This is a genomic window from Mesorhizobium sp. WSM4814, assembly GCF_055811595.1.
In genome coordinates this window covers 32,227-44,359 of sequence record NZ_JBVVQT010000029.1, presented here as the reverse complement: position 1 = coordinate 44,359, position 12,133 = coordinate 32,227, and the positions used below count along the sequence as shown (strand labels likewise).

Annotated in this window: 11 protein-coding genes; 7 read left to right on the top strand and 4 right to left on the bottom strand. The window is 61.7% G+C overall.

Annotation, left to right across the window (positions count from 1 at the left end):
* Positions 1-38 precede the first annotated feature (38 nt).
* A complete protein-coding gene (locus AC0L2V_RS28820) occupies positions 39-911 on the top strand; it encodes a MurR/RpiR family transcriptional regulator (RefSeq protein ID WP_473521834.1) in 873 nt (290 codons plus the stop codon).
* Between the two features lie 12 nt (positions 912-923).
* Here the strand turns inward: AC0L2V_RS28820 and AC0L2V_RS28815 are convergent, their stop codons facing one another.
* Positions 924-2,246 carry an aspartate aminotransferase family protein gene (locus tag AC0L2V_RS28815; protein ID WP_473508432.1) on the bottom strand — a complete coding sequence of 441 codons (1,323 nt, stop codon included), beginning with the start codon at positions 2,244-2,246 and terminating at the stop codon, positions 924-926.
* Positions 2,247-2,340: 94 nt separating this feature from the next.
* Between AC0L2V_RS28815 and AC0L2V_RS28810 the strand changes: the two genes are divergently transcribed.
* On the top strand, positions 2,341-3,198 hold the full coding sequence (locus AC0L2V_RS28810; protein ID WP_473508433.1) for a beta-keto acid cleavage family enzyme: 858 nt from the start codon (positions 2,341-2,343) through the stop codon (positions 3,196-3,198).
* Positions 3,199-3,312: 114 nt separating this feature from the next.
* Positions 3,313-3,588, top strand: coding sequence for a hypothetical protein (locus AC0L2V_RS28805; RefSeq protein WP_287051813.1), 276 nt, complete (start codon positions 3,313-3,315; stop codon positions 3,586-3,588).
* 86 nt (positions 3,589-3,674) lie between these two features.
* Here AC0L2V_RS28805 and AC0L2V_RS28800 read toward each other — a convergent pair whose 3' ends face one another.
* Positions 3,675-4,361: a N5-glutamine methyltransferase family protein gene (locus AC0L2V_RS28800; protein WP_473508434.1), complete on the bottom strand. Its 687-nt coding sequence runs from the start codon at positions 4,359-4,361 to the stop codon at positions 3,675-3,677.
* Between the two features lie 371 nt (positions 4,362-4,732).
* Here AC0L2V_RS28800 and AC0L2V_RS28795 point away from each other — a divergent pair, with 371 nt between their 5' ends.
* Positions 4,733-5,407 carry a LuxR C-terminal-related transcriptional regulator gene (locus AC0L2V_RS28795; RefSeq protein WP_091593852.1) on the top strand — a complete coding sequence of 225 codons (675 nt, stop codon included), beginning with the start codon at positions 4,733-4,735 and terminating at the stop codon, positions 5,405-5,407.
* Positions 5,408-5,474: 67 nt separating this feature from the next.
* Here AC0L2V_RS28795 and AC0L2V_RS28790 read toward each other — a convergent pair whose 3' ends face one another.
* Positions 5,475-7,226, bottom strand: coding sequence for a PAS domain S-box protein (locus AC0L2V_RS28790; protein ID WP_473521833.1), 1,752 nt, complete (start codon positions 7,224-7,226; stop codon positions 5,475-5,477).
* A gap of 246 nt (positions 7,227-7,472) precedes the next feature.
* Here AC0L2V_RS28790 and AC0L2V_RS28785 point away from each other — a divergent pair, with 246 nt between their 5' ends.
* Positions 7,473-8,213, top strand: a complete 741-nt coding sequence (locus tag AC0L2V_RS28785; protein WP_473521832.1) for a helix-turn-helix transcriptional regulator — start codon at positions 7,473-7,475, stop codon at positions 8,211-8,213.
* 124 nt (positions 8,214-8,337) lie between these two features.
* Here AC0L2V_RS28785 and AC0L2V_RS28780 read toward each other — a convergent pair whose 3' ends face one another.
* Positions 8,338-8,640, bottom strand: a complete 303-nt coding sequence (locus AC0L2V_RS28780) for a DUF982 domain-containing protein (protein ID WP_473508437.1) — start codon at positions 8,638-8,640, stop codon at positions 8,338-8,340.
* A 188-nt stretch (positions 8,641-8,828) separates the two neighbouring features.
* Here AC0L2V_RS28780 and AC0L2V_RS28775 point away from each other — a divergent pair, with 188 nt between their 5' ends.
* Together AC0L2V_RS28775 and AC0L2V_RS28770 are read left to right on the top strand one after the other, a co-directional pair.
* Positions 8,829-9,890 carry a glycosyltransferase family 4 protein gene (locus AC0L2V_RS28775; protein WP_473508438.1) on the top strand — a complete coding sequence of 354 codons (1,062 nt, stop codon included), beginning with the start codon at positions 8,829-8,831 and terminating at the stop codon, positions 9,888-9,890.
* Positions 9,891-9,931: 41 nt separating this feature from the next.
* Positions 9,932-12,094, top strand: coding sequence for an amylo-alpha-1,6-glucosidase (locus tag AC0L2V_RS28770; RefSeq protein WP_473508439.1), 2,163 nt, complete (start codon positions 9,932-9,934; stop codon positions 12,092-12,094).
* Positions 12,095-12,133 lie beyond the last annotated feature (39 nt).

The window sequence follows — 12,133 nt, the reverse complement described above, 5'->3', positions numbered from 1 at the left end:
TTGTTGCGCTTTATCAATCAAGGGAAATGCTTGTTACAATGGACAGTCGGGAGATGGGTTTCGACGCGCTTTTGGCGCGCATACTGACCGAACTCCCAAAATTGAGCTCGGAACTGCGCAAGGCGGCGCGTTTCCTGGTCGATCACCCCGACGAGGTGGCGCTGGTGTCCATGCGGGTGCTGGCTTCGAGATCAGAGGTGACACCGACGACCTTCGTGCGACTGGCGCGGCGACTGGGTTTTGGCGACTGGGCGGCGCTGCGCAAGCCGTTCGAAGACCGGCTGCGCTCCGGCAAGGCGCCTTTCGCGGCAAGGGCCGATGCGCTTGTCAGGCGCCGGTCGGAGGCGATCTTCGCCGAATCGCTGAGGACGACGGTGGCCAATCTGGCGACGGCCGAAGCCGTCAACGGCAGCGAAGAAATCGCAAGGGCCTGCGCGATACTGGAGAAGGCTCAGCGCATACGTGTCGCCGGGTTCCGAAGCTGCCGCGCGCCCGCCCACGCGCTTGTCTATCTCTGCCGGATGTTTCGGCGCGAGATCACGCTGCTCGGCGGCGACGGCGGTGCGATCGAGGCGGATCTGGCAGCGCTTGGAAGGAAGGAAGCGGTCGTCGCGATCGGCTTTTCGCCCTATTCGCGAGAACTCGGGCCCGTGGTGGAGGCTGCGCAACGACACGGCGTTCCGATTGTCGCGATCGTCGACAGCATGGCTGCTCCGATCGCGCGGCATGCGCAGGTTGTCTTGCGATTCTCTACCGACAGCCCGTCCTTCTTCCCGTCGGTAGCCGCAGCCATGGCTATCGTGGAAGCGCTGGCCGCAACGATGCTGGCTCGCAGCGGGCCGGCTGCCGCGGCTCGCGTCAGGGAGACGGAACTGGAGTTACAGGTGTTCGGGGCCTATCTGCCGGAATGAAGAGCGCTGGCGCTATGCCACTGCAGCGTCTATCGCGTCGCCGAGCCGTTCAACAACCGCGTCGATTGCCGCGGCGTCTATGATGAAGGGCGGCGCCAGCAACACATGATCGCCGCGCACGCCGTCGATCGTGCCCCCTGCGGGATAGACCAGCAGTCCGCGCGCCATCGCCTCGCGCTTGATCTTCGCATTGAGCTTCCGCTTCGGTTCGAAGGGCGCCTTGGTCGAGCGATCCTCGACCAGCTCTACACCCATGAAAAGGCCACGGCCGCGAATGTCGCCGACATGGGCATGGTTGCCGAACCGTTCGCCCAGTCGCCGCGAAAGATGCGCTCCCATCGCCCGGACATTGGCAAGCAGATCGTCGCGAGCGATCACCTCCTGGACGGCGAGCGCCGCCGCGCAGGCCATCGGATGGCACATATAGGTGTGGCCGTGCTGGAAGAAGCCGGAGCCTTCGGCGAAAGCGTCGAAGATGCGGCGCGAAAGCAGCACCGCACCGATGGGCTGGTAGCCGCCGCCGAGGCCTTTGGCGATCGTCATCAGGTCGGGCGCGACGCCGTCCTGCTCGCAGGCGTGCAGCGTGCCGGTGCGGCCCATGCCGCACATCACCTCATCGAGGATGAGGAGCACACCGTAGCGGTCGCAGATTTCGCGAACGCGCCTGAAATAGCCGGGAACCGCGGGCACAGCTCCTGCTGTCGCGCCGACCACAGGTTCCGCGACGAAGGCCATGACAGTGTCCGGACCGAGTTCGAGAATTTTATCCTCGAGCGCCTGGGCGGCGCGCAGTCCGTAGGCCGCCTCGCTCTCACCGGCTTTCTGGTAGCGGTAGGCATAGCATGGGTCGATGTGATGCGTGTCGATCAGCAAAGGGCGGAATTGGGCGCGGCGCCACTCATTGCCCCCGGCAGCGAGAGCGCCGAGCGTGTTGCCGTGATAGCTCTGGCGGCGGGCGATGACGTTTCGCCGTTCTGGCCTGCCGGTCTCGACGAAAAACTGCCGTGCCATCTTGAGCGCCGCCTCCACCGCTTCGGAGCCGCCGGACACGAAGTAGGCGTGGCTGATACCTTGTGGCGCGCCGGCGACGAGCTTGTCGGCTAATGTCTCGGCCGGCTCGTTGGTGAAGAAACTGGTGTGGGCATAGGCGAGCTTGTCGGCCTGCGCATGGAGCGCGGCTGTCACCTCGGGATGGCCGTGGCCGAGGCAGGAAACCGCCGCACCGCCTGACGCATCGATATAGGCGCGGCCATCGCGGTCGAACAGTTCGATGCCGTTGCCGCCCGCCGCGACGGGCAGGCTCGCATGGATCTGGCGGTGCAGGATGTGTGTCATGCCTTCCCCGATTGACGATGGCGCGATTTGCAGCGAACCTATCATGCAACATATGTTACACACTGCGCAATACTGAAACAATTGGACTGAGCTTATGACCGCCAACAGGGACGTGACCGGCTCCGGATTTATCGCACCGACGGCAATCGCCGTTGCGCCGAATGGTGGACGGCGTGGCAAGCAAGACCACCCTGCCCTGCCGATCGGCCCCTGGGAATTGGCCCGGACTGCCGCCGCCTGCCTCGAGGCCGGCGCCGCCATGATCCACACCCATGTCCGCGACCGCGACGGCGGCCATTTGCTCGACGCGCACGCTTATCGCGAGACGACGAAAGCGATACGTGATGCGGTGGGCGAGCGGCTGATCATCCAGATCACCAGCGAAGCGATCGGCCGCTACGAGCCGGCCGAGCAGATGGCGGTGGTGCGCGCTGCCCGCCCTGAGGCGGTTTCGCTGGCGCTGCGTGAACTGGTGCCGGACGCTGCCCATGAGACCGATTTCGCGCAGTTCCTGGCGTGGTTGAAAAGCGAGCGGATCGCCCCCCAAATCATCCTTTACGCGCCCGAAGAGGCGTCGGCCCTGGCCGCCATGCGGCAGCGAGGTCTGGTGCCTTTCGACGACATCCCGGTGCTCTATGTGCTCGGCCGCTACACGCCGGGACAGGTTTCGCGACCGGCCGATCTGCTGCCCTTCCTTGCGCAGGACCGCCCGCGCTTCGCGCACTGGATGGTCTGTGCCTTCGGTCGGCAGGAAACCGCTTGCGTTACGGCCGGTGCGCTGCTGGGCGGTCATGCCCGCGTCGGCTTCGAGAACAATTTTACCCTGGCCGACGGCACGACTGCCAAGGACAATGCCGCGCTCGTGACAGCGACCAAAGGCGCTCTGACTGGTTGCGGCGTCAGGATCGCACAAGCCAACGACCTGCGCGCCGCTTGGTCGATCCAGGGCTAACCCTCGGCCCACACGCCTCTTCGGTCCGTCACATTTGTCGAAAATCTCTTTGCTACGCTGCAACCGAACTTTTTGGCTGACGTTAAGGTTGCAGTGGGCGCTGGGGAGGCCTTTATGCAGACGTACCTCGTCGAACAAATGGAGGGCGATGACGTGATTACGGTGCGTGTCATCAACGCGCCGAGCCCGTTCAAAGCCGCCGCCATGTCGACAGATCGACATGTTACGCTGCGAAGGTGGGAAAAGGATTGGATCCGAGTAACCGACGAGAACCGGGGACACATCTTTGCATACAGCTTTGTCTCCGACGCAAACCCGGACAACAGCGGGCTTGCAATAGCACCGAATAAATCGAGAAAAGCCCAAAAAGCCGATCAGGGACGCGAGTAAGCGCCACCTTTTTTTTGCTTTTTGCTGGAGCGCGCCAGAAGCGTGAACACCGCGAATTGAGCCAGCCGTTGCGGCATGGCTGACGCTCACGGCGTGGTATGTCCCACAACCACCCTTCCCTCGCCGGCTTCGTTCGTGACCGCCCGGATCCCCTCGAAGGACCTGGAGCGCTCCAGCAGACGCATGACCTGCCGGTCCTGGCCGAGACCGACCTCGAAGAGCAGGATGCCTCCGCGCCGCAAGTAGCGCGGCGCGTCGTTGATCACCCGCATATGGATGCTCAGGCCGTAGGGGCCGGCTGCAAACGCTTCACGCGGCTCGAGCTCGGTCAGATGCGCGCGGTCGCCCTCGAGCCGCTTTTCCGAAATGTATGGCGGGTTGCAGACGATCACGTCGATCGTGCTGTCGAGCTCCAAGCCCGAGAAAGCACTGAACAAGTCACCCCTCAGCACCGACACGCGATCTGCCATGTTGTGATGGGCGACGTTGCGGCGCGCGACCTCGACGGATCCATCGGTGAGATCGCTCGCCCAGACCTGCGCGGCAGGAGCGTAATGCGCGATGGCGCAGGCCAGATTGCCGGCCCCGCAGCACATGTCGACAACCCGCGGCGCCGACAGGTTCATTTGCCGCAGAACATCAAGTGCTGTCGTGCCGAGCAACTCCGTCTCCGGCCGGGGAACGAGCGCACCGGGCGCGATGAGCAACTCCAGCCCCATGAAGATGGTGCGGCCTCTGCGGTAGGCTTCGGCGACACTGATCTCTTCGCTCACGACATCTCCCTCCCTGTCTTGCCGGTCGCAGTGCCGACAATTGAGTGGAAGTTAAATCACTAAGTTCCCGATCAGCAATCGAAAAACACGCCTCGCCATGGGCATTTGCGATCGCGAGTTATCGCATCGTCTCAAAGGCGTTGGCACATGGTCCTGGAGGATAGGAGCGCATGATTCGACGTGTCCAGCGGCTCCCGTTGACAGCGTTCAAAAAAAGAGGAGCCTTACCTGCCTTTTAGGATTATATTAGCAAGCTGGGCTTGCGGTGTTGGGGCACCGCTGGCGTTGACTGGATGGATTGACGAGTGATTGGCCACGACTCCAAAGGCCGGTGACCGTTCAATCCATGCAGGTTTCGTTGGGGTAGTTCAATGTATCGAATCGTCATCGCCGACGATCACGGCCTGTATCGTCGTGGCCTGCGCTTGGCTCTGAGCGCAGGCATTCCAGGTGTGGAGATATTTGAGGCGTCGTGTTTCGACGCCGCGCTCAGTCTGCTGGCCGAGCAGGAGTCCGTTGACCTTGCGATCCTGGATTTGAACATGCCGGGATTGTTCAATCAGGAAGTGCTCAGCGGCATTCTATCGGCTTATCCGGATACGCGATTTGCCATCGTTTCCGGAAACGATTCACGCTCGGAGATACTCACGGCTCTGTCGATCGGTCTCCACGGCTATATCGTAAAGTCGCAAAAAGACGAGGAGGTCGTCATGGCCGTCAACGAAATCCTCTCGGGCCGCATCTACGTCCCTGCACTTCTGTCGCGCCCCGGTGCTGCGCAAACAACTCACGTACCTGCTCCCGCCGAGCCTGTCCCGCAGCGACGTACCACCACCGGCAATCTTGGCAGGCTGACCTCGAGGCAAAAGGAGGTCCTCAAGCTGATGGCTGAAGGGTATTCGAACAAGGAAATCGCGCGCGATCTGGAGATCGCCGAAGCGACGACGAAAATCCATGCCGCTGCGGTTTTGCGTGAGCTTGGGGTGCGGAATCGGACGGAGGCTGCCGTTATGCTGAAGACATGGTTAACTAGGGATATCAATTAATTAGAGCGCTACGTTCTTTTGATACGCAAGGGGCGTTGTTAACGCTTCCGATCTTGGCCCGCTGGCGTCAAGGGCCGATTTCCTTGCGCGACAGCCGCAGCGAATAGCGCAGCCCGTGATCCGTCATTTCCAGCTTGGGGGAGTGACCGACAAGCGGCGCCCCATCCACTCCGATTATCATTGAACCGAAACCATGGCGGACAACTTTTGAAGGCGGCCGCCGCCGCCCTGATTCCACCCAATCGAACACGATGTCACCGCCCGCATCTTCCGATGCGAACGTCCAATTTACCTCGACCCGGCCCTTTGAATCGCCAAGCGCTCCATGTTTCAAGGAATTGGTCGCAAGCTCGTGAACAATCATCGCAAAGCTCTCGGCGGCGCCTCCCGACATCGTAACCGAGGGACCGCTGACAGATATTTCGCGTGTCCCCATATACGGTTGCAACTCCTGGGCAATGAGATCGTGAAGCAACCCCGACCCGCTGCTGTTGCCCGAAAGCAGCAGATGCGTTGCCTCGAGCGAACGAATCCTGTCGATCAGCGTCTCCTTGTACCTGGCGACATTGTTCTCGGGACCATTGACCATGTTCACCAGTGCCGTGATCACCGGGAACAGGTTGATGAACCTGTGGCGTTGCTCGAGCATGATGCGCTCCCGCTTCTTTGCCGCGGCACGCAGCAGCGTGGTTTGCCGTCGCTCGGTCAGGTCGGCGGCCACGCCGAGCCGCTGTAGACGATCATCGTATTTCTCTTCCCTTCCGCGCAGAGCAACCCAGCGGATATGTCCGTCCGGTCGTCGGACGCGAATCTCGACGTCGTAGTTCGTGACCGATGCGAGCTTTCTCGATACAGCCAGCTTTGGCCAGTCCGCCGGATGAATGACGGCCGACAGTTCCTCCAACCGGCGGCTGCCGGCGGGGGGCAGTCCGAGAATGTCCCAGAATGCGCCCGAACCGGTGACGATGCCGTCTTTAAGGTCGATCCGCCACGTGGCCAGGCGTCCAGCAGACAAAGCCAGATCCAGCCACTCCTTCTGAGCCCGAAGCGCTTCGTGCACGGCTCGTCGTCCCGAGATATCGTCGACCACAACGAAAATAGTCTCTGAGAGAACCCCGTCGGGCACGGACAAAGACAGCGTTAGCCGCGCCCAGAATGCCGAACCGTTCTTTCTTGACAGACGCACCTCCGAAGCGAACGAAGCAGAGTCTTTGCCCAGGCCAGCCAGCAATTGCGCCAAGGCATCACGGTCGTCCGGATGGACGAGTGTCTCCAGCTGCAATTGGGCAAGCTCCTCCTCCTCGTAGCCTGTCATCTCGCTGAGCCGTCTGTTGGATTGCAGCAGCTCACCTTTGTCGTTGATGTTGGCGAACCCCATGGCGGCGCGCTCGAAAGCCCAGCGATAGCGGCTTTCGGTTGCTTCGACGGCAGCGAGCCTGGCTTCGGCTACCTCCAGCAGCTCACGCACGTCCTGTCGCAGCCGATGGAATGTCATGGCAATCACGCCACCGGAAATCAGAAGCAGAATGGCGCGCGCCCAATCTTCGCCGGAGATCTGACCATGCAGGGTGCTTCGTGTCCACAAGCCGGCAGCCACCATCAGGACCGTTGCCGCAAGCGCAGGACCACGGTCTTCAAGGTAGGAAATGATAATAATAGCTGGAATGAATTCCAGGAAACTCGACCCTTCTCCGATGTATGCTGACGCTTTTGTTTCAAATATCAGCGTAGCAGCCAGCACCGATGCGGAGGCAATGTGAGTTAGCAGTCTGCCCGTTGGGTTCAAATCCGACCTGCGCGACTGCCAGTTCATCGACATAGACTACTACCTTATGACTAGGCCATCGAGACTAGAGCAAAAAACGTACAACCTAGTCCGACTGCGGGATTGCCATACCACTATCACAGCGCGCATTTTATCAAACAGGGGCGAACAGAACTCATCAGAATATAACGAGTTTCAAGACAGTAGGGAGCGCATTTTTTGCGAGCCCTGCGCAAGAAGACTGTTCGTAAATCCCGGGCAAGTTACTACGGGCTGATGGACCTTTGGGGAGGTTGGAAAATGGCTATGATCGATAGATACAGTGATGCCGTTGTGGGCGACCGGTACATCACGACAGGAACCAAGTATAACCCTGACGCGCAGGTGACGCGCCCCTCCTATACTTATCCTTCAGCTCGTGCATCAGATCGGCCGGAGACAGGGGGCGACGAACCAAGGAGACGCAGCCTGGAATCCGTCACCGGCATGCTTGATCGCCTTGGCTGTGGTTATCTCGTACTAGACCGCGACAGAAAAGTAATCGAATGGAACGCGGCCGCTCTAACCACGCTGGAGCGCCCCACACCGGAGCGCCCCACTCTGGAGCACAAAGGCGAAGCGGCTGATACAGCCAGTGCGCTTTCGGCAGCCCTAAGGCGGCTGGTCGCAAATGTTCCGGCGCCTTTCCTGCCGGGCTCCCTTTCCTGGGTGGTGATCCGCAGCACAGGTGACAGGCCGGTGGTACTGAAAGAGAACGGTCTTATCGCCCCCGACGGAACCAGCATCGTGGCATTGCTTGGCCGTGTGAACAGGTCGGGGCCAAATCCTCAGACACTGCAAAGGATGTTTGGCTTGACGAGCGCGGAAACGCATCTGGCTCTGCGTTTGGCTCAGGGCGATGCGCCTTTGGAGATCGCCCGCAGCTGGCGGCTCAGTCGCACCACGATCCGCTCACAGCTTGCCTCGCTGTTCGCCAAGACCGAAACGAGACGTCAGGCGGAACTGGTGGCTCTTCTGGGGCGCATTTCGGTCTTGCCATGATTTTGGGGTCGGCCTGGATCCAGGCGCCCGGGCTTCCTGCGCGCCGACGCAGATCGCCGGTGTCGCGGTGATGCTGCTCGCCAACTGGGCTGGTCGGCAAACTGGCACCTGAGAGCGCTGGCGTCTATCGCCGAGGCGTGTATGCGCTGTCCATCTTTTCGCCGCGTATCGGCAGCGCTATGTCGTCATCCAGGAGCCGGGTGATCCGGGCAAAGCCCACAAAAGCCTTTCTTGCTTCCTCGGCAGACATCTGACCTGCCAGTGCCGCAGCGGCGCAGTTCAGCGCGCATTGATACACCGGGCCGCGCCTACCTTTCGGCCAGTGGCGCAGAAACGTCATCGCTTCGCTGACATTGTCGATTTCTTCCACAGGTTCTCCGTGCCCGCGCGCAATTCGCACCGGCGTAAAGAATTCCAGGCGATTCATCTTTTCCTCCCGTCGATCGCGATGCGTTCGATCGAACCTAGTTAAATTCACGGCCAGCCAATTGGTTCCCGGCAAAAACGCCGGCTGGGTGAATCACCAGTCATCGCCCGACTTCTTGCCGTTGCGGAACGTTCGGGGGAGTGGTGCATTTCGACATCAGCGATGATCTTTCTGGGAAATGCCAGCCTATGAAAATAGCCCATGTGGCGCCGCTCCACGAATCCGTGCCGCCTCGGCTCTATGGAGGCACGGAGCGCATTGTCTCCTATCTGACTGAAGGGTTGGTGGAGCTCGGCCATGACGTAACTTTGTTCGCCAGTGGCGATACAAGGACCTCGGCAAAATTAGTGCCGTGTCGCGAGCGTGCGCTGCGTCTTGACCCAAGCCCGTTGAAATCCGAGACGGCCGCGCACCTTTCGATGCTTTCCGAGGTGAGGAAACGCGCTCAAGAATTTGACATCATTCACTTCCACCTCAGCCATTTCCTGCATTTTTCCTTCTTCGAGCACATCCATGAGCGGACGGTGACGACGCCGCATGGCAGGCTCGACTACGTCGATCTGGCACCGGCCTATAAGCGTTTTCCGCGCTTTCCGATGATCTCCGTGTCCGGCAGCCAAAGGACGGGGCTGGCCGACGCCAACTGGCTGGCGACGATCCACCACGGACTGCCGACCGAACTCTACAGGCCGGTTTTCGAGCCGAGCCCAGGGGAGCGCTACCTCGCCTTCCTTGGCCGGATGTCGCGCGACAAGCGTCCGGATCGTGCCATTGAGATCGCGCTGCGCTCGGGGCTGAAACTGAAGCTTGCAGCAAAGATCGGCGACGACGACCGGGCTTATTTCCGCAAAATGGTCGAGCCGCTGGTCGATGGTGATCGTGTCGACTATGTCGGCGAGATCGAGGAAGACAAGAAGGCGGAATTCCTCGGCAACGCGGCCGGCCTCGTATTCCCGATCGACTGGCCGGAGCCGTTCGGTCTTGCCGTCATAGAAGCGATGGCCTGCGGCACGCCGGTGATTGGCTGGAACTGCGGCGCCTTGCCGGAAATCGTCGATCAAGGCGTGACCGGTTTTATCGTGGATTCCATGCAAGGGGCGGTTGCCTCGGTGCCCGATTTGCTGCGGCTCGACAGGCGGAGGGTGCGAGCTGTCTTCGAAAGGCGGTTTTCTGCCAAAAGAATGACGCGCGACTATGTTTCCGTTTATGCGCGCCTGATCGGCGCCTCGGCCGAAGCAAGAGCGTCGTGAGCGGCATTACCTCAGGGGCGAAACGAGAGGATATGTAGAGAATGGCCCAACTCGACGAGCGTCAGCTTGATCCCGCGGTAGCACTTGCGTCCCTGGACGCCACCGCGCCTCGAGAGCCGCATCGGCTGTTCGCCCTCAAGCAAGGCGATTGCTTTGCCGTGTCCGACGCCTACGGCGATATCCGCGGCGCCGGCGACGGTTTCTTCCGTGACGACACGCGAGTGCTTTCCGAATTCCGGCTGACCGTCGGCGACCGGCAGACATCGCTGCTCGGTGCGTCGCTCAGCCAGGACAATGTGCTCTTCACCTCCAACCTGACCAATCTGCCGATGCAGAGCGTCCGCGGCCGGGACATTCCGCAGGGCGCGATCCATATCGAACGCGTCAGGCTGCTTTGGCAGGACCGGCTGTTTGAACGCGTCACCCTTTCCAACTATAGCCAGGAACACTCCACCATCCGCGTTTCGCTGCATTTTTCCGCCGATTTCCGCGACATGTTCGAAGTGCGCGGCTCGACAAGACTGAAGCGCGGCATGGCCCATGCGGCCAAGACGGATGCGACCTGCGTGCTGCTTCGCTACGACGGGTTGGACGGGCTGGCGCGGATGTCGGCGATATCGTTCTCGCAGGCGCCAGACCAGCTGACGGGCGACCGAGCGGACTTTCTGATTGCCGTGACGAGGCGCAGCAGCAAGGTGCTGTATGTCGAAGTCGGTCCCGAAATGGCGGAAACACCGAACCGCGACCGCTTCCGCGCCGCCGCGGCCCGGGCTCGCTTCGGCATGCGGGCCAAACGCCGCCATGGTGCTACGATGCACAGTTCCGGGCGCGTCTTCAACGATTGGGTCGAGCGCGCCCGCGCGGATGTGGCGCTGCTGACCACCGAGCTTACGACCGGACCCTACCCCTATGCGGGCATCCCCTGGTTTTCGACGGCGTTCGGCCGCGATGGCGTGATCTCCGCCTTGCAGATGCTGTGGCTCAACCCGGGCTTGGCGCGAGGCGTGCTGGCCTTCCTTGCCCAGCACCAGGCGACGGAGACATCGCCGTTCAGCGATTCGCAGCCGGGCAAGATCATGCATGAGACCCGCAAAGGCGAAATGGCGGCGCTGCGGGAACTCCCCTTCGGCCGCTACTATGGCGGTGTCGACACGACGCCACTCTACATCCATCTCGCCTGCGCCTATGCGGACCGTACCGGTGATATGGCGTTCGTCGACAGCCAGTGGCCGTCGCTCTGCGCTGCGGCTGAATGGATCGAGGAGGCGAGCCGGCCGACCGGCTTCGTCACCTATCAGCGTGCCGCCGAGACCGGCCTCGCCAACCAGGGATGGAAGGACAGCGGCGATTCCGTGTTCCATGCCGACGGCCGAATCCCGAAGGGACCGATCGCCCTGGTGGAGGTGCAAGGCTATGCCTTTGCGGCGTTCCGGGGATTGGCGGCGCTCGCCCGCCGCCGCGGCGAAATCGACAGGGCCGATCATTGGGAGAGCAGCGCCGAGGCCATGCGCGCCGCTGTCGAACGCCATTTCTGGCTGGACGATCTCGGCTTCTATGCCTTGGCGGTCGACGGCGCCGGCGAGCCCTGCAAGGTGCGGACGTCTAATGCCGGGCACCTTCTCTATGTCGGCCTCCCCGCGCCGGCACGGGCGCAGATGGTCGCCGACCAGCTGCTTTCGGCGTCCTTCCATTCCGGCTGGGGGCTGAGGACGCTCGCTGACGATGCTGTGTTCTTCAACCCGATGTCATACCACAACGGCTCGATCTGGCCGCATGACACCGCAATATGCGGCGCCGGTCTGGCACGCTTTGGCGAGCGCGAAAGCGTGATCCGGCTGATGAGCAGCACCTTCGAATCGGCTGTCCATTTCAACATGCGGCTGCCCGAACTGTTCTGCGGCTTTACCCGCGCGCCGGGCGAAGCGCCCATCGCCTATCCCGTCGCCTGCCTGCCGCAGGCGTGGTCGGCCGGTTCTGCCTTCATGCTGATGCAGGCCTGCCTCGGCCTCGAGATCGACGGCTGGGACGGCGAAATCCACGTCACGCGTCCCAGGCTGCCGATTGGTATCGACACGCTCACGCTGAGGCATCTTGGGGTTGGCACCAGGAAGGTGGATCTGACATTCCAGCGTGTCGGCGACAGGGTCGTCGCCTTTCTCGCCGAACGGCATGAGGGGTTGGTGCCGCTCGTCGTGCGGACCTAGCTTGGCTTTTCGCATGGAACCAACCGCGGGGCTGCAATT

Coding starts and splice junctions, on each gene's coding strand:
- AC0L2V_RS28820 (WP_473521834.1), top strand. CDS start 39: ATGGACAGTCGGGAGATGGGTTTCGACGCGCTTTTGGCGCGCATACTG.
- AC0L2V_RS28815 (WP_473508432.1), bottom strand. CDS start 2,246: ATGACACACATCCTGCACCGCCAGATCCATGCGAGCCTGCCCGTCGCG.
- AC0L2V_RS28810 (WP_473508433.1), top strand. CDS start 2,341: ATGACCGCCAACAGGGACGTGACCGGCTCCGGATTTATCGCACCGACG.
- AC0L2V_RS28805 (WP_287051813.1), top strand. CDS start 3,313: ATGCAGACGTACCTCGTCGAACAAATGGAGGGCGATGACGTGATTACG.
- AC0L2V_RS28795 (WP_091593852.1), top strand. CDS start 4,733: ATGTATCGAATCGTCATCGCCGACGATCACGGCCTGTATCGTCGTGGC.
- AC0L2V_RS28790 (WP_473521833.1), bottom strand. CDS start 7,226: ATGTCGATGAACTGGCAGTCGCGCAGGTCGGATTTGAACCCAACGGGC.
- AC0L2V_RS28785 (WP_473521832.1), top strand. CDS start 7,473: ATGGCTATGATCGATAGATACAGTGATGCCGTTGTGGGCGACCGGTAC.
- AC0L2V_RS28780 (WP_473508437.1), bottom strand. CDS start 8,640: ATGAATCGCCTGGAATTCTTTACGCCGGTGCGAATTGCGCGCGGGCAC.
- AC0L2V_RS28775 (WP_473508438.1), top strand. CDS start 8,829: ATGAAAATAGCCCATGTGGCGCCGCTCCACGAATCCGTGCCGCCTCGG.
- AC0L2V_RS28770 (WP_473508439.1), top strand. CDS start 9,932: ATGGCCCAACTCGACGAGCGTCAGCTTGATCCCGCGGTAGCACTTGCG.